Source organism: Flavobacterium erigeronis (genome assembly GCF_054075165.1).
This window is the reverse complement of record NZ_JBSKGP010000006.1, coordinates 1-25,927: the sequence shown is the minus strand read 5'-3', so window position 1 is coordinate 25,927 and position 25,927 is coordinate 1. Positions and strand designations below refer to the sequence as shown.

Here is a 25,927-nt window from a genome sequence, read left to right as displayed (position 1 = left end):
CTTTGTGCTATAGCTATTTCGCAGAGATTCGCAAAGATTTTCCACAGAGATTCACTAAGTTTTACATGATTTTTACAGAAGTCATGCTTAAAGAACCTGCCAATAATTTATCATTAAACAAATCCAATTCATCTGTTTTATCTTTTAAACCCAAAGTATACAATAGCGGAAGATAATGTTCTGGAGTTGGAACTGCCAATTGAACGGCTTTATTCATTTTTTCGAAATCAATTAACGGCTGAAAATTTCCGTCCAGCAAATAATTATTTATCGTTTCTCGCGCTTCAATTGCCCAATCGTAACCATAATTATCTTTATCAAAATTTCTGAAATCGACCATTCGAAGATTATGCACAATATTACCGCTTCCGATAATTAAAACGCCTTTATAACGAAGTGCTTGCAGTTTTTGAGCCAATTCAAAATGATATTGTCCCGATTTAGTATAATCAATACTCAACTGAATTACAGGAACGTCTGCATTTGGATATAAGTGTTTAATAACGCTCCAAGCACCATGATCCAATCCCCAATGTTCATCTAATTCGACTATAACTGGATCTAAAATCTTCTGTGTTTCTACAGCCAGTTCTGGACTTCCTTTTGCAGGATATTGGACATCAAAAAGCGCTTGCGGAAAACCTCCAAAATCATGAATCGTTCTTGGCATTTCCATTGCGGTCACTTTTGTTCCTTTTGTAAACCAATGTGCCGAAACACATAAAATAGCATTGGGCTGCGGCAATGTTTTTGCCAGATTGCGAAAACCCGCCACAAATTGATTTTCTTCAATAGCATTCATCGGGCTGCCGTGTCCTAAAAACAGAACCGGCATTTTATCGGTATTCGAAAACGCAGATGAAATCGAATGTAAGTCGTTTAGTGTTGTCATTGCAGTTGTTTTTTGCCACGAATTGCACAAATTAGTCGAATTTTTAAAATGTAAAAAAATTAAACACAAATTGCACCGATTTGCACTAATTCTGGTGTGAAAATAATTCGTGCTAATTTGTGAAATTCGTGTTTTTATTCCTCAAAACTCTCGTCTTTAAAGCCTATCAAATATAACTTATTTTTGGCACGTGTCATAGCAGTATAAAGCCATCTGATATAGTCGCGGTCAATTCCGTCTGGAAGATACGGCTGTTCAATGAAAACCGTATTCCACTGCCCTCCTTGCGATTTATGACAAGTAATGGCGTAAGAGAACTTAACCTGTAATGCGTTAAAATATTCGTTTTCTTTTACCTTCTGGAATCTCTTGTATTTCGTTGGTTCATCTTCATAATCTTTCATCACTTCTTCGTACAAACGATTCGATTCTTCGTAGGTTAAAGATGGAGATTCACTGGTTAAAGTATCTAAAATCAAAACCGTTTCAAAAGGTTTTTGGTTCGGATAATCCACCATTCTAATTTTTACTTTTGCAAATTTAGATCCGTACAGTTCCTTGATACCGAACATTTCCAGAACTTCAATAATATCTCCATTGGCAATAAATCCAGCTTCGTCTGTTTCTTTTAGCCAGAAATAATTGTTTTTTACCACCATCAGGAAATCGCCAACCGAAAGTTCGCTTTCTTTAAATAAAATTCGGCTTCGAATCTGTTCGTTGTACTGATTTGCCCTTTTATTAGAACGAACAATAAACGCCGTATCTTCAATGCTCCAATCGCTGTAGGCCGTATTTATGGCATCTTGAATATCGTAACCGTCCGTCAAACGAACAATGTCTTTGAACTTTTTGACATTGAATCTAAATTCCGTAATAAAACTTTCCTTCAATAATTCGCGTAATTCGGTTGCATTGTACAAAATCCCCGAACTTTCTTCCTGACGCATTACTTCGTCCAATTCGATATGTTCGATTTCTTTATCATAATGAACGCCCAAAGTCTGAATATCAAGCGCCGGACTTATATCTAAATTAACGGGAGGCAGCTGAGCGGTATCTCCCAAAAGTATCATTTTGCAATTGTTTCCAGAATACACATAATTAATCAGATCGTCGAGAAGCGATCCGCTGTCTAAAGTGCTGTCTGAAATCATCGAAGCCTCATCGACGATAAAAATGGTGTTTTTATGCTTGTTGACCTGCTTTGTAAAAGCCACTCCGCCGCCAGATGCTTTCTTCGGAAAATATATTTTTTTATGAATTGTAAAGGCTGGATTATTCGAATAATTGGCAATTACTTTTGCCGCGCGTCCCGTCGGAGCTAGCAAAACGTATTTTTTATTAATGTCGCCCAAATTATTGACAATGGTAGAAATAACGGTCGTTTTTCCCGTTCCGGCATATCCTTTCAAAACAAAAATGGTGTCGTTTTGAGATTCGGTAAGAAAGATTGCTATTTTCTGAAAAAAAATATCCTGTTTGTAAGTTGGTGCAAAAGGAAATCGTTTTTGTAAAGTGCCGTAAAACTGTGCAGAATTCATAAAGTAATATTGAAATACAAAGTTCGGCTTTTATTTTTTTAAACCATATAAGTTATATAAGTTAATTTAGGCTGGAATGCATATATATTGGACGCGGATAAAACGGATTTGCTATCGCAAAGACGCGGATTTTCGCTAATTTTTTTAGCATTTTACTAAAAGAAATCCGTTTCATCAGCGTCTTCGCGATAGCGAATCTGCGTCATCAGCGTTCTATTAAATGTCTTATATGCACTTATATGGTTCAAAAGCACCTTAACCAAACCTTTTCTTAACCTTTCTTTTAAGTTTAATTGAAATTGTTTTTCGAAATTGCAATTATAATTGTTCCTTTTTAATTTGTAAGTTTGTGGTCGCTTAAATTCTTTCTTGATTTAAAACAGGTAACGAATTGTAAATCAACTATGTCATTACAAAACACTAACATTACTTCAAAAAATTACAGAAAACTTTCTATTCAGGTTTCTCTGACTGGATTTTCTTATTGCTGTTTTGATACTTTAAATAATATTATTACTTCTTTTAAAGAAATAAAATTTGATACTTCCAAAACACATCGAATTGAGGATTTATTCAGTGATGCTTTCAAAAACAATCCTGAATTAAAAAACACTTACGATGAAGTAATGGTTATTCATAACAATAACCTTTCGACTTTTGTTCCGACTGCTTTGTTTGATGAAAATTATTTAGGAAGTTATCTGCAATACACTACAAAAGTATTTGAAACAGACCATTTTAATTTTGATCAAATTCCTAATTATCAGATGAATTCGGTTTATATTCCACATGTGAATATCAACAATTTCCTGATCGATAATGTGGGGTCTTTTGATTATAAACACGCCAATAGTATTTTGGTCGAAAAAATTCTAGACAGTTCAAGAAACAACGACGACAAGAAAATGATCGTCAATTTTAATCCAGGTAATTTCGAAATTATCGTGGTGCAAAATCAGAAACTTTTGCTGTTTAATTCTTTTGAATACGTAACTCCAGAAGATTTTATCTACTATATTTTATTTACAGCAGAACAAATGAGCATGAATCCGGAAAGTTTCAAATTAGAATTATTAGGAACTATTTCAGAAAATGATCCTTTTTATGCTATCGCTTACAAATATGTACGCCATATTTCTTTCTTAGATGTTACTAAACTTCAGGAAAGAAACAATTTTACAGCCGCTCAAAATCAAAAACATTATATCTTATTTCAATCATGAGAATCATTTCAGGAAAATACAAAGGACGCCGAATTTTTCCGCCAAAAAATCTACCTGTAAGACCTACGACTGACATGAGTAAAGAAGCATTGTTTAATGTTTTGAATAATCATTTTAATTTTGACAGTTTAAAGGTTTTAGATCTATTTTCGGGAACGGGAAACATTAGCTATGAGTTTGCTTCACGCGGAAGTGCTCCTATTACGTCAGTTGACGGTGACTTTGGATGCGTTAAATTTATCAAACAGGTTTCGTCAGAATATGATTTTGATATTGCCGCAACCAAAAGCGATGTTTTTAAATTTTTAGAAAATTGCAGAACGACTTACGATATTATCTTCGCAGATCCGCCTTACGGATTGGATCAGGCTACTTTTGAGAAAATTGTTTCGACTGTTTTTGAAAAAGAATTATTGGAAGACGACGGCATGATGATTATCGAGCATTCTAAATATACCAAACTCGATCATATGAGTAATTTTTCGTTTCAGAAAAGTTATGGCGGTTCTTTTTTTAGTTTCTTCGAACTAAATTCTACCGACGACGATGAAGAATTACCGCACGACATTTCTAAAAAAGAATCTGAGGAAGACGAAGGATAATTTTAAAAAATAAAATTTCAAATCCTAAATTCCAAATTCCAATTTCCTAAGCATGGGATTGGAATTTGGAATTTTTATTTTGGAATTTCTAATTCTTATCGAATGCGGTTTTCACTTTCATTCACATTCTTTTCTTTAAATTCAGAATCCTTTATTTTTCCGAAAGAATAACGAAGCGTTAAAGCAATTTCATTTGCATCAACCAGATATCTGGCTCTCGAACTTATATTATTGACTGTAAATCTTTCGGTGTAAATGGTGTTTTTGAAAATATCATTGTAACTCAAAGTACAGTTCCAATTTTTGCCAAATGATTTTGCTAACGAAAGATCAAAAATTAGCTTTGCATTTCGTTCAAAAACACCTTCTTTTTGTTTTGTAGCTCCCCAAAAAGACAGAACGAATGTAAAATTCTTTGGCAGCTTCAAAGTATTATTAGAATAGTAATACAAATAGGTTTTAGAAGAATTAAAAACGGCTAATTTGTCTTCAATTTTATTGGTTGCAAAAATTAAAGAATTAGTCGATTCCCAGATTTTGTAGCTAAAAGGAAGCGTAAACTCTACATTATAACCCGATTCTTTTTCAAAATTTTTCTCTGTAAAAGTCAATACATTGGTCTGATTATCAAAAACAAAATCTTGATAAATTGGATTTTTATTTTGATACAAAGTCAGCTTAACCGATTTGTTATGATATTGGAAAGTAGTAGAAATTACATCCATAAATGTTGGTCCCAAATTGATATTGCTTCCGTAAATAAAATAAGGATTTATATAGGTCGCAATCATACTTAGAGCCGAATAATTAGGCCTCGAAATGCTTTTTGAATAATCTATACTAATGCTTTTTGTACTGTCAATTGGAAATGAAATTTGCGCTTTCGGAAATACATTTGTATAATTTTTATCAATTAACGCCGTACTTTCTGTACTGTATTTTCCATTTACTCTCGTATTTTCTATTCGCAGTCCCAATGAAAAATCTGCTTTTTTGATTTTACCCGAAAGCTGCGAATATGCGGCAGCATTTTTTTCTTTAAAATTATATCGAAAAGCTGTGCTTTCATTTTTTTCATAATCAAAAATATCATAATCAGATTTTGATTTTGCTGCAGAATACAGCGCGCCGTATTCCCAATTCATTTCGTTTTTAAACTTTTTTTCTAAATCTATTCGACCCGAAAAAACATCAACATTAAACTTCTGATCTCGGTTTTGAGACAATTGAAAATCTGTTTCGTTAAAATTATTTTGAACCAAACTCCACAAATGCTGATTAAAATTGGATAACTGAAAACCAGCAAACAGCTTGGTGTCAATCGCTTTTATTTTCTTTGAATAATTTACAAATGAATTGATAAAATTCTTTGAGCTTGAATTATCGCTTAATGTAAAAACATTATTTTCTTCCTCTTGATTTTTGTTGAAGGTAAAGGTGTTAATATCAAAAGTGTCGTTTTGAGATTTCCCGTTTACACTAAAAGAAAAATAATCGTCGTCATTTATTTTATAGAACAAACCTCCACCAAAAATATATTGGTTTCGATAGGTCGTTGCCGATACATCATAATCTGAAATAATATTGGCTTGCGGAATTTGGTAAGCAATACTATGGTTTTCCCAAGGATTTAAGCGATTATAATTAAAGTTAGCTTTCCATTCTAGTTTCCCTTTTTTAAAACTCGAATTAAAACCTAAATAATTATTGTAATTCCTTTTGAAAGAAGCGGTTTCGGAAATATCAGTTTTAAAACTGTCTTTTTTACTCAGCTTTCTAGTAATCAAGATAACGGCGCGACCTTCTGCTTCGTATTTAGAAGATGGATTCTGAATGATTTCGATTGTTTTAATATCGTCTACAACCAAAGCATTCAATTCGTTCATTCCTACTCTTTGGTTGTCAATGTAAATTAGCGGCGTTCCTTTTCCTACTACTGAAATATTTTCGCGATTGGCACTTACTTGAACTGTCGGTAATTTCGAAATTAGATCAACAGGATTCGGAATTGCATTGTAAACCGAATTGGCAACGTCTACTTTTATGTTTCCGTTTGAGTTCGTAAACGTGTTTTTATTTTGAGTAATTACAACTTCATTCAGTTCTTTAGAAATTGAATCTTTTGGCGTTTCATTTTGAGCATTCGCAAAAAAAGAAAGGCAGAAAAGCAACAGCGTAATAAGCAATTTTAAGGGCAGATAAAAATTCATTTTAAAATTTAAATTGGGTTAGCATTGCTGCAAAAATGCTTTGAAAACTCAATTCTGAAAGTTAATCGTAGGTTAATACAGCGTTAATCTCCCATTTGTTTAGCAAAAGCTGTATTTTTGAACCAGATTTTAAAATGAGTATGAAACAAAGAATCAATTTATTAATCGCATTTTCTGTTGTAGCGCTATTCGTGCTTATGACGGTGCAATGTTATTTGGTAAAAACGGCTTACGAATACAAAGTCGCACAGTTTCATACGCAGATTAAAAACGAAATTGCTCAAATCACCAATAATTACAGCGATATCGATTCGGCTTTGGTTTCTAAAAAAGAAACGCTCTACAAAAGCCTTTCAGAAAAATATATGAAGGGGAAAAATAGCCGATTGGATATTAAAAATGGTGTTTTGAATACCGAATTTCAGAACATTATTACGCAGAAAATTAAAAGAAAATTTGAAAGAGATTTACCGAATTTCAAAATTGATTTTGCTGTTGTTCTAAACAAATTTATTCTGTATAAAAACCAACAAAAAGCGGATACGATTTTCTCTGAAAAACCTTTTATTCAAAACAAATTGTACGGAAATCTGTCTTCTTTAAACCATGCTTTTTTAGTGCGAAGTTATGTAGGCACGACAAACGGAACTTTTGAAAATAACGAATATCAGTTATTGACCGAAGATTCAATGTATGTTTCTGTTATTGATTGGGAAATGATTATTTTGAGACGAATGACTTTTATCCTGATTCTTTCGCTGTTCTCGATTGCAACCTTAATTGGTCTTTTTGTAATTGCTATCAGAGCTTTAATTAAACAGAAAAAAGTAAGCGACGTTAAAACTGATTTTATCAATAATATTACGCACGAACTGAAAACACCATTGGCAACTTTGGGCATTTCGACCAAAATTTTAGCGCAGAGGAACATTCGTGATAACGATGAAAATTTTAATTCGATAGTAAATACTATTTCGCGTCAGAACAATCGTCTTCAGAATTTAATTGATCAGGTTATGGCCAATTCGCTGGCTGAAAATGAAATTGAATTGCAAAAAGAAAAAATAGAAGCTGAAGATTTTCTGCTTTCTATCGTAAATGATTTTAAAACCACTTTTCCTAAAATCCATCTTAGAACTGATTTTCAGACGGAGAAAACTATTTTGGTGCTGGATAAATTTCATTTAACGACAGCATTTTTAAATGTACTAGAAAACGCTGTAAAATATGGTTCGAATACGATTACTGTCAGAACAAAAATTATCGAAAAACAATTTTCGATTAGTTTTGAAGATGATGGAATTGGCATTGCTAAAAACAAACAAGCACTTCTTTTTGAAAAATTTTATCGCGTTGAACAAGGAAATATTCACAATACAAAAGGTTTAGGTCTTGGTTTGTATTATGTTGATCAAATTGTAAAAGCACATCAAGGCTCGATTAATGTTATTAGCGATTTAGGAAAAGGTGCTCAGTTTACTATTTTATTAAAAGTTTAATTCCCTTATTTTGAAAAGATTACTTTTAGCCGAAGACGATTTTGATTTTGCCGCGATTTTAAAACAATATTTAGAACTGCATCAGTTTGAAGTAATTTGGGCAGAAAATGGCGAAATAGCTTTGGATTATTTTAAAAACCAGACTTTTGATATTTGTGTTTTTGATGTCATGATGCCCAAATTGGACGGTTTTTCTTTGGCTGAAAAAATCATAAAAATCAATCCAGAAGTTCCCTTTATTTTTCTAACGGCTAGAAAGCTACAGGAAGACAAAATCATTGGATTGAAGCTTGGAGCAGACGATTACATCGCAAAGCCTTTTGAAGCCGATGAGTTAATTCTTCGCTTACAGAATATTTTAAAAAGACTGGAACAAAAGAGAACGCTTAACGGAAACAATACCATTGAAATTGGTTCTTATATCTTTGATAACGAGCGTTTAACTCTTAATAATAAAAATCATGTTCAGAAGCTTACGGAGAAAGAAGCTTCTCTTATTGAATATTTATTTTTAAACCATAACCAATTATTAAAGAGAGAGCAGATTTTAATGTCGGTCTGGAAAACAGATGATTATTTTTCTGGACGAAGCATGGATGTTTTTATCAGCAGATTGAGAAAATATTTTAATTCAGATCCGAAAATCAAGATCGAAAGTACGCGTAATATTGGTTTAGAATTTAAAATTGAAAAATAGCATTCTGCAAATCATATAATTTTTCATAAGCAATTGTATAACAGCAATTAACTGTATGGAATTTAACTTTGTTAGAGAACTTTTAAATCTAACAATCATGAACCTAAAAAGATTTTTCGGCGGATTGCTTACAATCCTCGGAATCATTGGACTTATTTATACAGCCGTTATTTTTGCTGGCACTTCTGGGGAAACCAGAGATATAAAATCGCTTATTATTTACGGAATATTAGGAATTGTGTTTTTCATGTCGGGAATCAGCTTGGTGCGAACTACAAAAGACGAAAGCTAAAAACTTGCCACGAAGGCACAAAGGCGCAAAGTTTTTATTTCTCTCGCAGATTGGGCAGATTATGGAGATAAAAAAATCAGCTAGATCTGCAAAATCTGCGAGAGAAAAATCATTAACATAATCAGTATGGTTGTGACTTAAAAACTTAGCGCCTTTGTGCCTTCGTGGCAAAACACATCACAAAATATTGGCAAAAGACTATACTTCTGCTACAGGATCAAGATTTAATTCTGTGAAGTCTCTCTCTGTTTTGGAGATTATAATGGTTGCGACTGTATTTCCAATTAAATTGGTAATGGCTCTGGCTTCGCTCATGAATTTGTCTACGCCTAATAAAAACGCTAAACCTTCAACTGGAATTTTATGCAAAGCTGTTAAGGTCGAAGCTAGAACTATAAATCCGCTTCCTGTTACGCCTGCTGCGCCTTTCGAAGTAATCATTAGAATTCCGATAACGGTTAGAATTTCGAAGAAACTCAAATGCACATCGTACAATTGCGCGATAAACAATACTGACATCGAAAGATAAATCGAAGTTCCGTCCAGATTAAAAGAATATCCCGTCGGAATTACCAATCCTACAACCGATTTACTGCATCCCATTCTTTCCAATTTGACCATAATACTTGGCAAAGCAGCTTCTGACGAGGAAGTTCCGAGAACGAGTAAAAGTTCTTCTTTTATATATTTTAAAACAGAAAGAATACTTATTTTATAATATTTCAAGATACTTCCCAAAACTAAAAAGACAAATAACGCCATAGTCAAATAAACGCAAAGCATCAGTTTTCCTAACGGAATTAAAGTTGCCAGACCAAATTTCCCAATTGTGTATGCCATTCCGCCAAAAGCACCAATTGGAGCGAGGTACATAACGTATTTTAAACCGAAGAAAACGACTTTGGAAAATCGTTCTAAAACTAAAATCGTCTGTTCTCTTTTTTGATAAAAATTCAATGCAATTCCGCAGATAATTGCGGCCAGTAATACTTGAAGGGTAAAATTGGATAAGAAAAACTGCAACCAAGAAAAATCTTTTGCAGCTCCTTGAGTATATTGGCTTGCATCACCAAAAGTAAGTCCCGATTTGTCAATTTTTCCAGGTTTAAATATGTAAGCAACTGCTACGCCAATTGCCAAAGCAACTGTCGAAACTACTTCAAAATAAGTCAGTGCTTTTACACCAATTCGGCCGACTTTCTTTAAGTTTCCCATTCCTGAAATTCCCAAAACTATAGTCAGGAAAATAATTGGTCCGATAAAAAGAGAAATAAGCTGAATAAACTTCTTGCCCAGAAATTCCATCTTGACACCATTTTCAGGAGAAAAATGTCCAAGCAAAACGCCTGCAATAATGGCAATTAAAACCCAAAATGTAAGATTGGTGGCAATGGTTCTAAAAAGGCTTTTTTTAGGTTTTGCAGAAGAATTTGGAGTGGTAATATTCATGAAAAGAAGTTAGATGTTCACAAATATATAAAAAATGCAGACCTGTAAGCCGGATTCTGTTCTTGCCTCGTTTTTAATTCGAAACAATACCTTATCATTTATCTAGATCCAGCATTACTACTGGACTCAATCTACCTACCCTTCGGCAACGGACGAGAAGCCCTTAAATGCCGATATACTTGGTATTTCACCGCATAGAGTTTACCTGGTTTCACTACAGCATTACCTGTACATACTTTCTGCTGCACTTGTCCTAACCCCGTCTCGTTTTAAAGAACGAGACGGAGCCGACGGGCGTTACCCGCTATGCTTCTCTGTGGTGTCCGGACTTTCCTCCCTCCCGATAAATCGGAACGACGATAAGGCGGTCTGCGCTGCAAAAGTAGCGATTTAAGAACTAACAATAATGATTTTAAATTTCAGATTTTATGATTTTTATCCTAACTTTTTAATTCTAAAATAGTTATCTTTAGAAATCTATAATTTTAAATTCAGTTTATCATGAAAAGAATGTATCATTACGCAACTGTTTCAAAGGCTTTAGATCAATTGAATGAAAAAGGATTTACGTGCGATTTTAATCGAAATGCTGATGCGATTAAAAAGAATCCTGAGAAATTTGAAATTGTTCATGTGTATCGATACGAGGGTGAGTCGGACCCGGCGGATGAGGCAGTTGTATACGGAATTAAATCGACTTCTGGAAAAAAAGGAGTCTATGTAGCTGGCTTTTCAGCCGACTCAGATCAAGAAACAGCAAAATTTTTATTTGATTTGAGTATTAGAGGGAGGTAAAAAAATTAAAATCTAAAACTAAAAAATTCCAAATTCCAATCAATCTATGAAATTGGAATTTGGATTTTTTTTATTGGAATTTCAGTTTTTAAACGGTCGGTATTTTAAGTTTCCAACCCGGCTGAATTAAATCAGGGTTTGAAATTATATCTTTATTGGCTTCAAAAATATCCTGCCAAGAAACACCATACGCCTTTCCGATTTTCGACAATGAATCTCCTACTTCAACAGTATATTCTTTTGTAGCGCCTAGAGCAACGTCAATATTCATTACCATATCTCCAGATCTGTAATCTGGATCAATTTTATTATAAGCATCCCAAATTTTATCTTTATCCATCGCAGACTGGGCAGTTCCGTCGATGTATAAAACATTATCCTGTTCTCTCACTTGAAGATTTGACACTCCAAGTTCTGAAGCTAAATCTGTTACTTCTCTGTATTTATCTTGCAAACTCATAATTTCCTTATTTAATAATTAATTTATTGTCTACTTTTTTAGGATGCAATTCTTGAATACTTTGCATTAAAGGCTGCAATTTGTCTCTTTTAATTTCTCCCGAAAGTGTAACAATACCACCAACAACAGTCACGCTAACGCCATCATAAGCATCTACAACTTTATGAACCGATTTATCTAATTCTGCATCAGAGTTAATTACAACAGTCGCTGCAGCTGGCTCTTGGTTGGCTCTGGCAAGTTCACAGGTATTTACAACAGATTTCACGCCTTTAACAGCTCTTACGCTTTTTTCAATATTTTTTTTGAAAATTTCATCTTCACAAGTTCCTGTGATGGTAGCCACACCATCATGAACGGCAACTTGCACTTCTGGAGTATCTCCAAGTTTTTCACTAATTGCTTTTTCAATCTCGGCATCGTTAGGCTTGCAGGATACCAAGGCAATACAAAGGCTCATTCCTAATAAAATGGATCTCATTTTCATAATACATTTTTTTAATAATTAACTAGTTAAAATTAAACAGATTATGATGTACTATTTTATAAGATATGCCTAAGGTATTATATGGTTTCCAGTAATTGATGCGTTATGCATTCAATAAAAAAGAAAAAGTCCGTCATAAAAGACGGACTTTGCATTATTTTTAAGCTGTAGGTATTTTTAACTTCCAGCCTGGCTGAATTAAATCTGGATTTTTTATGATGTCTTTATTGGCTTCATAAATTGATTGCCAAGAAACATTATACTGTTTCCCAATTTTTGATAACGAGTCGCCACTTTTAACGGTATATTCGGTTACAGCACTTTCGCTTACATTAATATTCATCACTACATCAGCCGATCTAAAGTCTGGATCTAGTTTTCCGTAAGCTTCCCACAATTTTTCTTTATCATCAGCAGATTTTGCTGTTCCGTCAATATACAAGACATTATCTTCTTCTCTTACCTGCAGATCTGCCGTTCCTAAATTAACCGCTAAATCTGTCAGCTCTCTGTATTTATCTACTAAAGTCATGGCTTTTTATTTAATGGTTAACTTATTTTCAACTTTTTTAGGCTTTAATTCCTGCACACTTTTAATCAAGTTAGGCAATTGCGCTTTTTTGATTTCTCCTGTCAACGTAACTACGCCATCCTTAACTGTAGCGCTAACACCGCTGTAAGCTTTTACTACTTTATTAATAGAAGTTGTCAAAACAGCATCTGGGTTAATAGTTACAGTAGATTCTACTACTGGTTCAGGAGCAGGTATTTCGCAGTTGTTTACCACAGATTTAACTCCTTTAATGCCTTTCACCATGCTTTCAACGCTTTGTTTAAAGGCATCGTCTTTGCAAGTTCCAGAAACAGTAGCAACTCCTTTTGTTACTGTAACTTCAACACCTGGAAAAGCACTTAGTTTTGAAGTGATTTCTTTTTGAATTTGCCCATCGTTCGGTTTGCAGGCTACCAAAGCCAAAGAGAGACAAACTCCCAATAAAATAGATTTAGTTTTCATAATATTTTTTTTAATTGATTATTTAATTAGCATAACGCAACAATCAACTAAATATTACAAATATTCTTACAATTTATTTTGAACGAAGAAAGTTTTTATTTACGATTAAACTTTTAAAGATGATTAAAGCAGCTAAAATTTTATTTAAAATCTTGCTTATCATAAATCTAACTACCTAATTTACCATATCGTTGCTGCTCAGAAAAATAGATAATAATCGTTTTTCCATTCTTTTTATAAGGATAGAATAATTCATAGCTCCCTTTATCTGAACTGTATCTTAGCTTATCGCTATCTTCATTAAAAACTTCATTCAGATAAATTCTTTCTTCTTTAGTAGTCTGATAAATATAATTTATTTTTTGTGGCTGAATGGTATCATTATCCAAAGCTTCATTATAGAAAGCATTAAAACCAAGAAAAACAGGAGAGTCTTTAATTGAATCTTTTACAATTAAAGTCACGCCTGGAAAGTTTTTATCTGTTTCAGATAAAACTCTTAAAATTCCTGTTGTTTCTTTAATGTAGGATTTAGAAAAAGCGTAATTCAAAAGTTTATCGCTATTGGATTTGTTAGATTCTACAATTGATTTTGCAGAGTCAATCAGCATTTTTTCTTTTTTTGAAGAAGTTAAATAATCTCCGCCAAAAAGAATGATCAGAATTAAAGGAAAAATTAAAAGCAACGTAATAAACTTGCGTTTATTAGATTTTGCATTTACGGCATCTTCATTGTTTCTTTCTGCAATTCTTGTCAAATTAAACATCAGGTTTACAATAAGAGATCCTGTCATGAGTGCAAGAATCCCGAGAATACTAAAATAAAAGCTTTCGGTCATGTTTTCTCTAAACACTTTTAGTCCGAAAACCTGAATTACAATAAAGGTAAATACCCAATAAACCAATAAAAGAATAGATGTAATTCCGATAATATTACTTAATCTGACAATTTGTTTTGCGTTCATATTTTTTTTAGGATTAATTAAAGAGTAGAAAATGTTATTGAATTCAAATTCGTGCTAAAAATACTATTATTTTATTAGCTGAGAATCATTCAAAAAGATTATCATTGTAATTAAAAAACTTCGCATGAAATTAAAATGCTTTTTCCTTTTATTGTTTTTATGTCTTTACAATTATTCTTTTTCTTGCGAATGTAAACCGATCGATAGAGAAAATATGGTTGAGTTTGGATTAAAAAAAGCCGAAATTGTATTTTACGGAGAAGTTATAAAAGTAGATTCTATAAAAAGGATTTACACTTTTAAAATTATTGAACTTTTTAAAGGGAAATACAATTCTCAATTCATTACACATAAATACTCTGGCAATTGTTCTATTATTCCGTCAGTAAAACAATTTTGGATTGTTTATGCTGATTTTAACGATGATAAGACTATTGAGGTGAGCGGTTGTTCTCCAAGTACTGGATTCAAACCTTATGGAAGTGGTTCCATGCCTTCTCCACCAGAAATCCATATTTCTCAAAAGGTAGAAGACCAACTAAAAACATTGACTTTTTATGCTTGGAATTTGAGTTTTGAAAATCGAAATTTACAAAATTGGATTTATCAATTAGAAAAATTAAGAATCTATAAAAAAGCACAAAAAGAAATTTCTGATAAAGAAATAATCGCAACAAAATTGGAAACATACAGCAAATACATCATCATTTCTTTGATTGTCAACATCGTATTATTCCTTAGTTTAGTCTTTGTTATTTTGAAGAAAAAGAATTTCGCCAAATAAATAAAATCGGTTTTAAACAACGAAACAAAAGTCATATATTTGCTATCCAATAAAAGAGAATATGGAACAATTTGTAGTATCGGCTCGTAAATATCGCCCGCAGACCTTTAAGGATGTTGTGGGGCAAAAAGCCATTACCAACACTTTGTTGAATGCCATAGAAACCAATCACTTGGCTTCTGCTCTTTTATTTACAGGACCGCGTGGAGTTGGTAAAACGACTTGCGCCCGTATTTTGGCTCGAAAGATAAATCAGCCTGGATATGACGATCCTACAGAAGATTTTGCTTTTAATGTTTTTGAGCTGGATGCTGCATCCAACAACTCGGTTGATGATATTCGTAGCCTTATCGATCAGGTTCGAATCCCGCCACAAACTGGACAGTACAAAGTATATATCATCGACGAGGTACACATGTTGTCTTCTGCCGCTTTTAATGCTTTTCTTAAAACGTTAGAAGAACCGCCAAAACATGCTATTTTTATTCTAGCAACAACAGAAAAACATAAAATCCTTCCAACGATTTTATCTCGCTGTCAGATTTTCGATTTCAAAAGAATTACAGTAAAAGATGCTAAAGAACATTTGGCTGATGTTGCTGAAAGTCAAGGAATCGTTTTTGAAGATGATGCGCTGCACATTATTGCTCAAAAAGCAGATGGTGCTATGCGTGATGCGTTGTCTATTTTTGACCGTGTAGTTTCTTATTGCGGAACTAATCTAACACGTCAGGCAGTAACTGAAAACCTGAATGTTTTAGATTACGAAACGTATATTTCTATTACAGATCTACTTCTTGAAAATGAAATTCCGAAGCTTTTATTAGCGTATAATGATATTCTAGCTAAAGGTTTTGACGGACATCATTTTATTGCTGGTCTGGCTTCGCATTTTAGAGATTTATTAGTAAGTAAAACGCCTTCAACTATTGCTTTATTAGAAGTTGGAGAACAAGCGCAGCAAATGTATGCCACTCAATCGCAAAAGTGTTCTCAAGAATTTTTATTGAAAGGAATTGACATTGCAAACGACTGCGATTTAAAATACAAATTAAGTCAGAATCAGCGACTTTTAGTAGAATTATGCTTGATGCAACTGGCCTCTATCAACTTTGATGGAGAAAAAAAAAAGCTGAGCAATTCATAATTCCTCCTGTTTACTTTAAAAATGGAGGTTATTCTATTGTTGAAGTTGTAAGTCCAAAGACCGAAATTTCAAAGACAGAAATTCCAAATATAAAATCCCAAATTCCAACTTCTGCGGAAAATGGCAATGGTAATACTGTTACAAATACTCAAAACACAGCTCAAACTCCTACTGTAGAACCAAAAGTTCAGACTCCAGAAGCTCCTAAAACAGACACAAGCGGTGCTCCAAAAGTTTCTGCATTTTCTCTTGCCAGCATCCGCAAGAAAAAAGAAATGGAAGAAAGCAGTAAATCGTACGTTAAGCCAGCTTCTTCTTCCGTTTTTATGACAGAAGAATTTAACGAAACCGATATGCGTCTTCATTGGAACAAATATGCGGAGCGTTTAGGGCAAAAAGGTTTCAAAATCATGGAATCTATCTTGTTGATCAATGATCCAGTTTTGAATGGAACAACAATTACTTATGAGCTTCCAAATGAAGGTTCTAAACTTGAATTTGAAGGCATGATAAATGGTTTGCTAGGGCATTTAAAAGGGCATCTGCACAATCATGATATTACTATTGATGTTATTGTAAATGAGACCGTAGAACTGAAGAGAACTCTTAATGACCAGGATCGCTATAATCGTTTCTTAGAAATCAACCCAAATATTGAACTTTTGCGCTCAACATTTGGATTGGAATTGAATAGTTAATTTTTATTCGCCACGAATTCACGAATTTTTTTTATCACTAAATGTCCTTTGCTACTGTTATAAAAATTGCTCAAATTATTTATTTCTAAGTCCGAAATTGTAGACTTTTTCGAGCCATTTTTTTCTTTGTTCTTCACTGGACCCTTTTACAATTCCGATGTAACTGACTTTTACTGGTTTTACGCCGCAGAATTCTAAAGTTGATTTCTTTAACTGATTGACGCTTGGTCTTCCGTATATCAATCTATAATACCAGCTTGGCTGATCTAAGGTTGTGATAATGTGAGCTGTTTTTCCTTTAAGCAACTTATCCCACCAGACAGAATTTTCTCTATATTGAAAAGCCATTCCAGGTAAAAATAATCGGTCAATAAATCCTTTTGTAATCGCTGGAAGTCCGCCCCACCAAACGGGATGAATCCAAACTAAATGATCGGCTCTTTTGATTTTTTCCCATGATTCTACTAAATCTGGCTCCAAATCGGTTCGCTTTTGGTAACCGAATTTAAGATTTGGACTGAAGTTTAAATTAGCAATTGTTATGGTTTCTATTTGGGCGCCAGAAGCGATGGCTCCGTTTTTATACGATTCTGCAATTCCGAAATTGAAACTTTCAGGATTTGGGTGCCCGTTTATAATTAGTATTTTTTTCATATCGAAGTTTTTTCAAAAATACTGTTCGTATATTTTCTTTTACTGGACAAATGTCTATAAATGTGCCTAATCTTTCTTTGCTGTTTTTTTCTCGCAGATTTGGTAGATTATGGAGATTTTGCTGTTGCTTTAGATTTGCTTGATTTTTAATAAAACTTAAAAATCAAGCAAGCTGCTTAAATGCCGAGATATATTGGGAGAGTGAAATCAATAAATTGGTTTTTAAATCTTATGCACTTGATACTTTTTTTCTCGCAGATTTGGCAGATTATGCAGATTTTGTTTGCTGTAAATTGATTCCGCAGATTTCTTTTAAAAAGAATGAAAATTAAACCACCGCTTTTCTAATTCGGCTTAAATGTCTGGGTGTGATTCCTAAATAAGAGGCTAAATATTGCAATGGAATTAACTGTAGATATTTTTGATGATTTTCGTATAATTCTTGATAACGTTGTGCGCCTGAAAGTTTTTGAAAAGAGATCATTCTCTTATGAAGATTTACAAATTCTAATTCGGTCAATTTTCTGCCCGTTTCCTGCCAATTAAAACCTGATTGATAGAGTTTTTCGAGACCTTTTCTATTTAGAATCTGCAATTCTGTATCGGTTAGCGCTTGAATATTTTCTTCTGCTTTTTCTTGGGTTATAAAACTGGCAAATGACGCCATAAATTCATTTTCAAAAGCAAAACAATTGGTGATTTCGTCTCCTTTATGATTCACAAAAAAAGAACGGAGAATTCCTTTTTCTATAAAAACTATTTCGTTGCAAACCTGATTTTCAGTCAATAGAAGTTCTCCTTTTTTTAAGGTGCGAAATGTAATTAAATCGTCTAAAAGATTTAATTCGTCCGCAGAAAAATCTTGAATAGACTGAAAAATAGATTTCATAAGTTATTCATTTAAGAAAAAATCTTGCCAATTCTTTTATCTGGAATAAGCCATAACATTGCAACTGTAAAATAAGCCGCTCCAGAAACCCACTGATTGTAAAATGCTGTTACAATTCCGATTACATATAAAACTAAGGAGATTTTACCTTTATAATCTTTATTAAGCGCTTTTCTTAAAGCAGAATTGGCTCCTTCACTACACATAATCGTATATTGCAAAATAATGTAAGAGATTGCAGAAAGAAGCAATACAACGCCGTACAATGTCATTGCAGGCTTTGCAAAATTATGTTCTCCCATCCATGCAGTAGAAACGGGAATTAAAGACAACCAAAACAGAAAATGCAGATTGCTCCATAATATTTTCCCATTTACTCTCGATAAACCGTGAAGCAAATAATGGTGATTGTTCCAATATATTCCAACGTAAATAAAACTCAAAATATAACTCAAAAACTTCGGAATAAGCGTTTTTAAATCTGCAAATTCGTGTCCTGCGGGTGCTTTAATTTCCAAAATCATAATGGTTATAATGATTGCCAAAACACCATCACTAAAAGCTTCTAATCTGCCTTTATTCATTTACAAAAAATATAAAATATTAAATTTTACCGTAATACATTGCTTTTACGATACCATCAGAAAGTCCGATTTTAGGAACATAGATCTGGCGTGCGCCACTCCATTTCATCGCATTCAAATAAATGCGTGTTGCGTGGATAATTACGTCGGCACGGTCAGAATTCAGACCCAATTCGGCAATTCTCTGTTCGTAAGTCAGCGAATTTAAAAATGCATACTGCGAGTTCACATAAATGTATGAAAGTGGTTTTTCCTGCTGTTTTCCAGACATTTTAAACAATTTATTGATGTTTCCACCAGAACCGATTAGTGTAACTTCGTCGTAATCTGCTGTGTTGGTTTTAATCCATTTTTCGATTTCATCCCAAACGACATCATGAACCATATTGTTTAGCAAACGAACAGTTCCTGCTTTAAAGGATCTTGAAGTAATCATTTTTCCATCAGAGAACAGCGTAAACTCGGTGCTACCACCTCCAACGTCAACAAAAAGATACGTTTCGTCAGATTTAATTAAATGATGCAAATCGGTAGAAGCAATAATTGCCGCTTCTTTTTTACCGTCGATAATCTCGATTTTAATGTCGGCTTTTTTCTTAATTAAAGCCACTACTTCTTTTGCGTTATAAGCTTCGCGCATTGCAGAAGTTGCAAATGCCATATAACGCTCAACTTTATGCACTTTCATCAAAAGGTTGAATGCTTTCATGGCATCAACCATTCGATCTATATTTTCTTGTGAAATTTCTCCAACTGTAAAGGCGTCTTGTCCTAAACGAATTGGCACACGAACAAGGGAACTTTTATTAAACTGTGGTTCTTTACCTTCTTGTTCCACAACGTTAGCGATCAAAAGCCTCATGGCATTTGAACCGATATCTATCGCTGCAAACTTCCTAATATTAATCATGCTCACTTTATGATTTGAAATTGGTTTTTATTATTAATTTACTTTTTGAGGAACCTCTTCTAGCTTTGCTACTTTATGCTGATAATACTTATAGGTTTCAAATTGTGCTCTAAATGGGGCATGATGATTTTTCGGCTTATATTTATTATCTAATTTGTACGAATGATATCTTACTTTCACATTTCCTTTCCATCCAATATTGAAGTTGTCGATTAGTTCTTTCTTAATTTCAAGGTCATAAATCGGACAGGTTACCTCTACCCTTGCATCGAGATTTCTAGTCATGAAATCGGCAGATGAAATGTAAACTTCAGTTAAACCAGCATTTCCGAAAATATAAACTCTCGAATGTTCTAGGTAATTATCTACAATACTTATGGCTTCGATATTTTCGCTCATTCCAGGAATTCCAGGAATTAAAGAACAAATTCCTCTTACTTGAAGCTGGATTTTTACTCCCGCATTACTTGCTTCGTATAGTTTATCGATCATTTTAAAATCCGATAAACTATTCATTTTAAGTTTTATGTGTGTTTTTCTACCTGCAAGAGCATGAAGAATTTCACGATCAATTAATTTGATAAATTTAGTTCTCGTATAATGTGGCGATACAATTAAATGTTTGTATCGGTGAACTCTGTAATTGATATCGAAAAATTCAAATATTTTTGAGGTATCTTTTAGAATTCCCTGATGGCAGGTTAACAAAGTGACATCTGTATAAATTTTAGCTGTTGACTCGTTGAAGTTTCCAGTTGAAATGAATCCGTAACGACGATTTTTGCCTTCTTCCAATCTTTCGATTACACAAATTTTGCTGTGCACTTTCAGTCCTTTCATTCCAAAAATAAGTTCAATTCCTTCCATCTGCATTTGTTCTGCATACGAGATATTCGAAGCTTCATCAAAACGAGCTTGAAGTTCGATTTGAACCACTACTTTTTTACCATTTTTAGCGGCATTTATTAAAGAACTAATTACTTGCGAATTCTTAGCTAAACGATATAGTGTTATTTTGATACTTGTTACTTTAGGATCTAAAGCTGCTTCACGCAAAAATTTAGTCAAATAAGAAAATGACTGATAAGGTGCGTGAACTAAATAATCTTTTTTACTGATTTTTTCTAAAATACTACCTTCCAAACTTAAACCTGGAACCGGCATAGGCTCATTTGGTTTATAAAGCAAATCGTATCTGCCAAGGTTTGGAAAACTCATATAATCTCGGCGGTTATGGTATCTTCCACCTGGAATTATACTATCTGTTTCTACAATTTTCATTTTATCTAAGAAAAATTGCAGCGTATCTTCTTCAATTAAATTATCATAAATAAAACGAACTGGCTCTCCGATTCGGCGGTCTTTTACAGAAGTCGCGATTTTTTCGAGCATACTTTTACTCAAATCACTATCAATGTCCAATTGTGCGTCACGGGTAATTTTGATCATGTGGGCCGAAACGCTCTTATAATCAAATATATTAAAGATGTTTTTCAGTTTGAAACGGATCACATCATCAATTAAAATAACATATTGCTTCTCGTCTTCAGAAGGAAGTACAACAAACCTATTGATGTTTTTTGGAATTTCGATTAAAGCATAACGAACCTCATCGTTGGCCAATTCTAAACGAACTGCCAAATATCCTAAGGTATCTTTTAGAATTGGAAAAACGGCCAAATCATTTAAAATGATTGTTACCAATTCTGGACTTAGTTTTTGGGTATAAAAGTCTTTTAAGAAACATTCTTGTTTTGGCGTAATCTGCGTTTCATTTATAATAAAAATGTTTTCAGATTCCAGCTCAGCTTCAATATTTCCTAAAATACGTAAACTTTCAGATTGCTGCTGAATTACGATTTCTGTTATGTCTTTAATTAATTGGTGGGCAGAAATACCCCCTAAATATTTTTCACCAGAAATGCCCGAAAGGCTTAATCGCCGAATGGCTGCGTATCGAACTCTAAAAAATTCGTCTAAATTGTTTGAAAAAATTCCAACAAAACGCAGTCTGTCTAAAAGTGGTACTGTATTGTCTGCTGCTTCTTGAAGTACTCTTGCATTAAACGCTAACCAGCTTTTTTCTCTATCGATATATTTCTGTTCGTACACGGTTATTATTTTAAATCTTTGGGGAAAATAGTTTTATGTGTTTTGCCCTTATGGATCGTATCCCAGCTTTCGGCATCAAATTGCAACGATACAAAACCTGAAGTTGGAACATTTTCTATAAAAACATCCCCAAATTTATTAACAAAATTTGTAATAGCCTCGTTATGTCCAAAAAGAATAACGCTTTCAAAACTATTATCACACGATTTGATAACTTTTTCGAGCTGTTTCTCATCAAAAGTATAAAGGTCGTCTCTAAAAATGATACTTTCTAGAGGGTACGACAGGTTTTGCGCAAATATTAAAGCTGTTTCTGAAGCTCTCGCGGCACTACTGCTCCAAATAATATACGTTTTAGGAAGATACTCTGAAATATTTAATGAAACATCATGCGCATCTAAAATTCCTCTTTTCATTAAAGGGCGATCGAAATCTTTCAACGGTGCTTCCCAACTAGATTTGGCATGACGAATTAAAACAAGATTTTTCATAAGCAGCAAAATTTAAAACCTGATTGCAGGTCATTTTTTTAATTAACTCCTAATTTACAAAAGTTATTTTAAACCTTTTCTATTTTTTATTTCTGTTAACATTCTAGTGAAAATTTAACAGGAATATATAATTCTCAAAACTTTAACATTAACACAAAATGCAAATTCAAAAAAATGCTTTTTATGTAATTCATCCATAAAATAAGTATTTAGTCGATATTATGCAATATTTTAAAATTTTAACTAAATACTTGATTATTAGATATTTAAATCACTTCAAACAAAGTCAATTTCACTAAAAAAGCAAAAAATTGTACGAAAAAATTTTTTTTTTTTGAGTTAAAAAAAAGCTTTTTTGGGTCAATTTTTTATAAAAAAACAACATTTCAACGAGTTTTTAGGTTAGTTACAGATAAAAAAAACATATTAGAAAAACTCTAATATAACTTTGATTCTGTTAAAATTTCATAAATAGTTTAAAACAAAATCTTAAGTTATGAAAACTAAATCTACTCTTGAAAAAGCAATGAAATTTGTAAGCGATTGTAAGATGATTTTTCTCTCAAAGAAAAATATCTTTCAAAAGAACATTTTTTCACTGCTACTCTACTTGATTACGACGGTTTCATTTGCTCAGTCTGGTTCGTGTGGTTCTGAAATCACGATTGATGGATCTAATGAGCAAAAGTTTACAGGTGCGGAAGCCTCTTTTGTGCTTCAAATTAAAAATACTGGAACCACAACAGATACTTTTCAATTATCTGCTGATAACTTTTCAGACTTCAATGAAAATCCAGATGGAAGCTCTTCAAAAAGCAATGTACTGTTTAATAACAGATTGGAAAAGAAAACAATTACACTTGCTCCCGGAGAAACCAAAGAATTTTACGTAAAGCTCAGTCCTGCTGATATAAGTAAACTTGACCAATGGAATGGCACTAAGATTACTGCAACATCTTCTGCCTGTCCTCAAAGCAAAAGCCAAACAATTGTTTACACCTATGTCCCTCCAAAAAAAACAAAGGGAATTGGGTTTAGCGACTCCATCTTAAATTTTAAAAAGATAACGGATCCTAAAACAATTTATGCTTACCACTACTCTCAAATGTAGTTGAATACGTTTCTACCCGTAGTTTAATTTACAGCAATATTAAAAATATTTAATATGAAAAACTTTACACTTAAGATCAAATTACAAATTCTTTTAAGCCTTATATTGTGCACTTTGTGTTTCAGTGTTTATGCTGGAGAAGGTTCTAAACAAACCACTCCAGATGTTAATCACAGGGCTTCGCTTGTTATAAACAACGATGAATACGGAAATTTTGCCAGATACGGTTCGACAGATGTGCAGCGATTGTATATCAGAATTCAGAACCCTAACAGCGAGAAAGTATATTTAGGGTTTACTAGAGCTAGAAGAACTGCACCAGATAATAGTAACGAAATAGATTCTAAATTTAGAATCATGAAACCTGATGGTACTATTGCTTTTGCAAGTTATAACTTGACCAGCTCTACTGCAAACATAACTGGTAATGAAAGTCAACGCCTTTCAAGAGCCCAAAATGGACCAAATGGAATAGATGGCGTTACTACTGCTGGTTACACACCTATTATTTTTGACCCGACGGGAATGCCAGCTGGTGATTACTGGATCGAATTTGAAAGTAATAGTTCAAGTTACTCAGAACTTTACTATAATTATTATGACATTACGGTAGCAAATAATAGTTCTAAAAAATCTATTCCTGGCCGTATTTATTCTAAACGCTGGGCGTTTGCAATGAACAATGTTAATATTGATTTTACTGGAGCTTTCTATGTTTTTGCTCCTGATAACGGTTCTACAACTGGAGCTGCAACTCAAAATGGTTTTGTGAATAAAATCAATTTTAATGGTGCAGGTTTTAGACCTTGGTACTTTAATGTTGCATTTAACAATACCGGTCCTGGAAATTCAGGAAATGCGGCTAATGATCAGAAAAGTGTTTACAATGCTTCTGATGCTACAAAAATGAGTCCGAAATATGAAGTTTTCTTAAACGACCCTGATATTAATATCTGGAAAAACGGAACGTATAATGGTAACATCGTAATTAACGGAATTACGAATTGCGGTATTGGTGAAAGCAATATAAACATTAGCGTTTTTAAAAGCGGAACTATTGAAATACTTCTTGACTTTAATGGCGGAGATGGCGTTTATACTCCAGGAACCAAAGATGTATTGACAACTCAGACTGTGACTGCATCGGGAGCACCTCCCTATGCCGTGAGTGTTCCATGGAATGGAAAAGATGGTTTAGGAAATACTATAGCACAAGGAACAAATATACCTATTGTGGTTTCTTTTGGGCAAGCTGCTTTCCATTTTCCAATATATGATGTTGAGGAAAATCAATATGGTTTTTCCTGTACAACCGTTCGTCCTGCCGCACCATCTGGGTATGTGTTAAAATTTTATTGGGATGATAGTGCCATTACGTATACTGGCGGTTCATTTGATGCCAAAGTAAACCTTACAGGCTGCACACCTAATAACACTCCTCCTGGCAATTGCCATAGATGGAATGGTTTTAATGATGACAACAATAACTCTCCACAGTATGGTAATTTAAATACCATAAATACTTGGTGGTATGCTAATAGAGACTTTGTAACTTCTACTATAGTATTGCCTCCATTTTACACTGTTGCCCTTGGAACAACAAGTAATGTAACTTGTTTTGGAGGAAATGATGGAAAAATTCAAATAAATGTAACCAATGGAACTGGTCCATTTAAATATTACATCAACGGAGAAACAACTACAAATACTTTACAAAATTTAACAGCAGGAACATACAACATCAAAGTTGTTGATGCAAACGGCTGCTCTGCAAATGTAAATGGAGTTGTGATAACACAACCTGCTGCAGCGGTAACAGTTGCAAAAACTTCACAGACTGACGTATTATGCTTTGGAGCTGCAACAGGCGCGATCAACATAACTGCATCTGGCGGAGTTGGGCCTTACACTTACGACTGGGCAGATCTTGCGGGAACAAACGATCCTGAAGACAGAACAGCACTTCCAACTGGAACTTACACCGTAACGGTAAAAGACTCAAAAGGTTGTTCTTCTACGGCTCTCTCAGTTACCATCACTCAGCCTGCTTCTGGCGTAGCTGTAGCTAAAACTTCTCAAACTGACGTATTGTGTTTTGGAGCCGTAACTGGCGCGATCAACATTACAGCATCTGGTGGAGTTGGGCCTTACACTTTCGACTGGGCTGATCTTGCGGGAACAAACGATCCTGAAGACAGAACCAATATTCCTGCTGGAACATATACTGTAACGGTAAAAGACGATAACGGATGTGCTTCTGCACCGCTTGCAATAACTATCACTCAGCCTGCTTCTGGCGTAGCTGTAGCTAAAACTTCTCAGACCGATGTATTATGTTTCGGAGCTGCAACAGGCGCCATCAACATTACAGCATCTGGCGGAGTTGGACCTTACACTTACGACTGGGCTGATCTTGC

25 protein-coding genes, 1 other RNA gene and 1 pseudogene are annotated in these 25,927 nt (G+C 33.7%); 11 read left to right on the top strand and 16 right to left on the bottom strand.

What is annotated here, in order from left to right:
• Positions 1 to 61: 61 nt before the first annotated feature.
• Positions 62 to 892, bottom strand: coding sequence for a 4,5-DOPA-extradiol-dioxygenase (gene ygiD / locus ACWA1F_RS12875; protein ID WP_456894119.1), 831 nt, complete (start codon positions 890 to 892; stop codon positions 62 to 64).
• A gap of 134 nt (positions 893 to 1,026) precedes the next feature.
• Positions 1,027 to 2,436 (bottom strand): ATP-dependent DNA helicase, encoded by a 1,410-nt coding sequence (locus ACWA1F_RS12870; protein ID WP_456894117.1) that lies wholly within the window; start codon positions 2,434 to 2,436, stop codon positions 1,027 to 1,029.
• A 404-nt stretch (positions 2,437 to 2,840) separates the two neighbouring features.
• On the opposite strand from ACWA1F_RS12870, the gene ACWA1F_RS12865 reads away from it, so the two are divergent.
• Both ACWA1F_RS12865 and ACWA1F_RS12860 read left to right on the top strand, forming a co-directional pair.
• Positions 2,841 to 3,659: a DUF3822 family protein gene (locus ACWA1F_RS12865; RefSeq protein ID WP_306161379.1), complete on the top strand. Its 819-nt coding sequence runs from the start codon at positions 2,841 to 2,843 to the stop codon at positions 3,657 to 3,659.
• A complete protein-coding gene (locus ACWA1F_RS12860; RefSeq protein ID WP_456894115.1) occupies positions 3,656 to 4,261 on the top strand; it encodes an RsmD family RNA methyltransferase in 606 nt (201 codons plus the stop codon). Before ACWA1F_RS12865 ends, ACWA1F_RS12860 begins: the two co-directional genes overlap by 4 nt.
• 95 nt (positions 4,262 to 4,356) lie before the next feature.
• Here the strand turns inward: ACWA1F_RS12860 and ACWA1F_RS12855 are convergent, their stop codons facing one another.
• A complete protein-coding gene (locus ACWA1F_RS12855) occupies positions 4,357 to 6,471 on the bottom strand; it encodes a TonB-dependent receptor domain-containing protein (protein WP_456894113.1) in 2,115 nt (704 codons plus the stop codon).
• Between the two features lie 140 nt (positions 6,472 to 6,611).
• Here ACWA1F_RS12855 and ACWA1F_RS12850 point away from each other — a divergent pair, with 140 nt between their 5' ends.
• The 3 genes from ACWA1F_RS12850 (at position 6,612) to ACWA1F_RS12840 (ending at position 8,959) form a co-directional block, all read left to right on the top strand.
• Positions 6,612 to 7,970: a sensor histidine kinase gene (locus ACWA1F_RS12850; RefSeq protein WP_456894111.1), complete on the top strand. Its 1,359-nt coding sequence runs from the start codon at positions 6,612 to 6,614 to the stop codon at positions 7,968 to 7,970.
• 10 nt (positions 7,971 to 7,980) lie between these two features.
• Positions 7,981 to 8,667 carry a response regulator transcription factor gene (locus ACWA1F_RS12845; RefSeq protein ID WP_456894109.1) on the top strand — a complete coding sequence of 229 codons (687 nt, stop codon included), beginning with the start codon at positions 7,981 to 7,983 and terminating at the stop codon, positions 8,665 to 8,667.
• Between the two features lie 97 nt (positions 8,668 to 8,764).
• Entirely contained in the window at positions 8,765 to 8,959 is a 195-nt protein-coding gene (locus tag ACWA1F_RS12840) for a hypothetical protein (protein ID WP_248727465.1), read from the top strand.
• A gap of 198 nt (positions 8,960 to 9,157) precedes the next feature.
• Here ACWA1F_RS12840 and ACWA1F_RS12835 read toward each other — a convergent pair whose 3' ends face one another.
• Together ACWA1F_RS12835 and rnpB are read right to left on the bottom strand one after the other, a co-directional pair.
• Positions 9,158 to 10,408: a cation:dicarboxylate symporter family transporter gene (locus tag ACWA1F_RS12835; protein ID WP_456894107.1), complete on the bottom strand. Its 1,251-nt coding sequence runs from the start codon at positions 10,406 to 10,408 to the stop codon at positions 9,158 to 9,160.
• 29 nt (positions 10,409 to 10,437) lie between these two features.
• Positions 10,438 to 10,784: RNase P RNA component class A (gene rnpB, locus ACWA1F_RS12830), an RNA gene on the bottom strand.
• Between the two features lie 125 nt (positions 10,785 to 10,909).
• Here rnpB and ACWA1F_RS12825 point away from each other — a divergent pair.
• Positions 10,910 to 11,203, top strand: coding sequence for an SH3 domain-containing protein (locus ACWA1F_RS12825; protein WP_008467915.1), 294 nt, complete (start codon positions 10,910 to 10,912; stop codon positions 11,201 to 11,203).
• Between the two features lie 88 nt (positions 11,204 to 11,291).
• Here the strand turns inward: ACWA1F_RS12825 and ACWA1F_RS12820 are convergent, their stop codons facing one another.
• The 5 genes from ACWA1F_RS12820 to ACWA1F_RS12800 form a co-directional block, all read right to left on the bottom strand.
• Positions 11,292 to 11,663, bottom strand: coding sequence for a LysM peptidoglycan-binding domain-containing protein (locus ACWA1F_RS12820; RefSeq protein ID WP_456894104.1), 372 nt, complete (start codon positions 11,661 to 11,663; stop codon positions 11,292 to 11,294).
• A gap of 7 nt (positions 11,664 to 11,670) precedes the next feature.
• Positions 11,671 to 12,150: a BON domain-containing protein gene (locus tag ACWA1F_RS12815; protein WP_456894102.1), complete on the bottom strand. Its 480-nt coding sequence runs from the start codon at positions 12,148 to 12,150 to the stop codon at positions 11,671 to 11,673.
• Between the two features lie 160 nt (positions 12,151 to 12,310).
• Positions 12,311 to 12,682, bottom strand: a complete 372-nt coding sequence (locus ACWA1F_RS12810) for a LysM peptidoglycan-binding domain-containing protein (protein ID WP_456894100.1) — start codon at positions 12,680 to 12,682, stop codon at positions 12,311 to 12,313.
• A gap of 6 nt (positions 12,683 to 12,688) precedes the next feature.
• Positions 12,689 to 13,165: a BON domain-containing protein gene (locus ACWA1F_RS12805; protein ID WP_456894098.1), complete on the bottom strand. Its 477-nt coding sequence runs from the start codon at positions 13,163 to 13,165 to the stop codon at positions 12,689 to 12,691.
• Positions 13,166 to 13,332: 167 nt separating this feature from the next.
• Positions 13,333 to 14,130: a hypothetical protein gene (locus tag ACWA1F_RS12800; RefSeq protein ID WP_456894096.1), complete on the bottom strand. Its 798-nt coding sequence runs from the start codon at positions 14,128 to 14,130 to the stop codon at positions 13,333 to 13,335.
• 124 nt (positions 14,131 to 14,254) lie between these two features.
• On the opposite strand from ACWA1F_RS12800, the gene ACWA1F_RS12795 reads away from it, so the two are divergent.
• The 3 genes from ACWA1F_RS12795 to ACWA1F_RS12785 all read left to right on the top strand — a co-directional run bounded on the left by ACWA1F_RS12795 (position 14,255) and on the right by ACWA1F_RS12785 (position 16,759).
• The gene (locus ACWA1F_RS12795; protein ID WP_456894094.1) at positions 14,255 to 14,914 is read left to right on the top strand and encodes a hypothetical protein; all 660 of its coding nucleotides are present in this window, start codon (positions 14,255 to 14,257) and stop codon (positions 14,912 to 14,914) included.
• Positions 14,915 to 14,975: 61 nt separating this feature from the next.
• Complete coding sequence (gene dnaX / locus ACWA1F_RS12790; protein WP_095930549.1) at positions 14,976 to 16,061, top strand: DNA polymerase III subunit gamma/tau; 1,086 nt, start codon at positions 14,976 to 14,978, stop codon at positions 16,059 to 16,061.
• Between the two features lie 275 nt (positions 16,062 to 16,336).
• Positions 16,337 to 16,759, top strand: a complete 423-nt coding sequence (locus tag ACWA1F_RS12785) for a DNA polymerase III subunit gamma/tau (RefSeq protein WP_306161402.1) — start codon at positions 16,337 to 16,339, stop codon at positions 16,757 to 16,759.
• A 75-nt stretch (positions 16,760 to 16,834) separates the two neighbouring features.
• Here the strand turns inward: ACWA1F_RS12785 and ACWA1F_RS12780 are convergent, their stop codons facing one another.
• The 6 genes from ACWA1F_RS12780 to ACWA1F_RS12755 form a co-directional block, all read right to left on the bottom strand.
• Positions 16,835 to 17,413: an NAD(P)H-dependent oxidoreductase gene (locus tag ACWA1F_RS12780; protein ID WP_456894092.1), complete on the bottom strand. Its 579-nt coding sequence runs from the start codon at positions 17,411 to 17,413 to the stop codon at positions 16,835 to 16,837.
• A gap of 328 nt (positions 17,414 to 17,741) precedes the next feature.
• Positions 17,742 to 18,302, bottom strand: a complete 561-nt coding sequence (locus ACWA1F_RS12775) for a Crp/Fnr family transcriptional regulator (RefSeq protein ID WP_456894090.1) — start codon at positions 18,300 to 18,302, stop codon at positions 17,742 to 17,744.
• Between the two features lie 11 nt (positions 18,303 to 18,313).
• A complete protein-coding gene (locus ACWA1F_RS12770; RefSeq protein WP_456894088.1) occupies positions 18,314 to 18,886 on the bottom strand; it encodes a TMEM175 family protein in 573 nt (190 codons plus the stop codon).
• Between the two features lie 19 nt (positions 18,887 to 18,905).
• Positions 18,906 to 19,796 carry a Ppx/GppA phosphatase family protein gene (locus ACWA1F_RS12765; RefSeq protein ID WP_125723695.1) on the bottom strand — a complete coding sequence of 297 codons (891 nt, stop codon included), beginning with the start codon at positions 19,794 to 19,796 and terminating at the stop codon, positions 18,906 to 18,908.
• A 33-nt stretch (positions 19,797 to 19,829) separates the two neighbouring features.
• The gene (ppk1, locus tag ACWA1F_RS12760; RefSeq protein WP_456894085.1) at positions 19,830 to 21,908 is read right to left on the bottom strand and encodes a polyphosphate kinase 1; all 2,079 of its coding nucleotides are present in this window, start codon (positions 21,906 to 21,908) and stop codon (positions 19,830 to 19,832) included.
• A 5-nt stretch (positions 21,909 to 21,913) separates the two neighbouring features.
• Positions 21,914 to 22,399, bottom strand: a complete 486-nt coding sequence (locus tag ACWA1F_RS12755; RefSeq protein WP_306161414.1) for a SixA phosphatase family protein — start codon at positions 22,397 to 22,399, stop codon at positions 21,914 to 21,916.
• 496 nt (positions 22,400 to 22,895) lie between these two features.
• Here ACWA1F_RS12755 and ACWA1F_RS12750 point away from each other — a divergent pair, with 496 nt between their 5' ends.
• Positions 22,896 to 23,510 carry a COG1470 family protein gene (locus ACWA1F_RS12750; protein ID WP_456894083.1) on the top strand — a complete coding sequence of 205 codons (615 nt, stop codon included), beginning with the start codon at positions 22,896 to 22,898 and terminating at the stop codon, positions 23,508 to 23,510.
• A 54-nt stretch (positions 23,511 to 23,564) separates the two neighbouring features.
• Positions 23,565 to 25,927 (top strand): annotated as a pseudogene (locus tag ACWA1F_RS12745) (SprB repeat-containing protein); the annotation flags it as partial.

Excerpts from the sequence above, each read along its gene's own strand:
- ACWA1F_RS12780 (WP_456894092.1), bottom strand. The coding sequence starts at position 17,413 with ATGAAAAAAATACTAATTATAAACGGGCACCCAAATCCTGAAAGTTTC.
- ACWA1F_RS12865 (WP_306161379.1), top strand. The coding sequence starts at position 2,841 with ATGTCATTACAAAACACTAACATTACTTCAAAAAATTACAGAAAACTT.
- ACWA1F_RS12755 (WP_306161414.1), bottom strand. The coding sequence starts at position 22,399 with ATGAAAAATCTTGTTTTAATTCGTCATGCCAAATCTAGTTGGGAAGCA.
- ACWA1F_RS12825 (WP_008467915.1), top strand. The coding sequence starts at position 10,910 with ATGAAAAGAATGTATCATTACGCAACTGTTTCAAAGGCTTTAGATCAA.
- ACWA1F_RS12770 (WP_456894088.1), bottom strand. The coding sequence starts at position 18,886 with ATGAATAAAGGCAGATTAGAAGCTTTTAGTGATGGTGTTTTGGCAATC.
- ACWA1F_RS12765 (WP_125723695.1), bottom strand. The coding sequence starts at position 19,796 with ATGATTAATATTAGGAAGTTTGCAGCGATAGATATCGGTTCAAATGCC.
- ACWA1F_RS12795 (WP_456894094.1), top strand. The coding sequence starts at position 14,255 with ATGAAATTAAAATGCTTTTTCCTTTTATTGTTTTTATGTCTTTACAAT.
- ACWA1F_RS12850 (WP_456894111.1), top strand. The coding sequence starts at position 6,612 with ATGAAACAAAGAATCAATTTATTAATCGCATTTTCTGTTGTAGCGCTA.
- ACWA1F_RS12805 (WP_456894098.1), bottom strand. The coding sequence starts at position 13,165 with ATGAAAACTAAATCTATTTTATTGGGAGTTTGTCTCTCTTTGGCTTTG.
- ACWA1F_RS12820 (WP_456894104.1), bottom strand. The coding sequence starts at position 11,663 with ATGAGTTTGCAAGATAAATACAGAGAAGTAACAGATTTAGCTTCAGAA.
- ACWA1F_RS12870 (WP_456894117.1), bottom strand. The coding sequence starts at position 2,436 with ATGAATTCTGCACAGTTTTACGGCACTTTACAAAAACGATTTCCTTTT.
- ACWA1F_RS12860 (WP_456894115.1), top strand. The coding sequence starts at position 3,656 with ATGAGAATCATTTCAGGAAAATACAAAGGACGCCGAATTTTTCCGCCA.
- ACWA1F_RS12835 (WP_456894107.1), bottom strand. The coding sequence starts at position 10,408 with ATGAATATTACCACTCCAAATTCTTCTGCAAAACCTAAAAAAAGCCTT.
- dnaX (WP_095930549.1), top strand. The coding sequence starts at position 14,976 with ATGGAACAATTTGTAGTATCGGCTCGTAAATATCGCCCGCAGACCTTT.
- ACWA1F_RS12785 (WP_306161402.1), top strand. The coding sequence starts at position 16,337 with ATGGAAGAAAGCAGTAAATCGTACGTTAAGCCAGCTTCTTCTTCCGTT.
- ACWA1F_RS12815 (WP_456894102.1), bottom strand. The coding sequence starts at position 12,150 with ATGAAAATGAGATCCATTTTATTAGGAATGAGCCTTTGTATTGCCTTG.
- ACWA1F_RS12775 (WP_456894090.1), bottom strand. The coding sequence starts at position 18,302 with ATGAAATCTATTTTTCAGTCTATTCAAGATTTTTCTGCGGACGAATTA.
- ACWA1F_RS12855 (WP_456894113.1), bottom strand. The coding sequence starts at position 6,471 with ATGAATTTTTATCTGCCCTTAAAATTGCTTATTACGCTGTTGCTTTTC.
- ygiD (WP_456894119.1), bottom strand. The coding sequence starts at position 892 with ATGACAACACTAAACGACTTACATTCGATTTCATCTGCGTTTTCGAAT.
- ACWA1F_RS12750 (WP_456894083.1), top strand. The coding sequence starts at position 22,896 with ATGAAAACTAAATCTACTCTTGAAAAAGCAATGAAATTTGTAAGCGAT.
- ACWA1F_RS12840 (WP_248727465.1), top strand. The coding sequence starts at position 8,765 with ATGAACCTAAAAAGATTTTTCGGCGGATTGCTTACAATCCTCGGAATC.
- ACWA1F_RS12800 (WP_456894096.1), bottom strand. The coding sequence starts at position 14,130 with ATGAACGCAAAACAAATTGTCAGATTAAGTAATATTATCGGAATTACA.
- ACWA1F_RS12810 (WP_456894100.1), bottom strand. The coding sequence starts at position 12,682 with ATGACTTTAGTAGATAAATACAGAGAGCTGACAGATTTAGCGGTTAAT.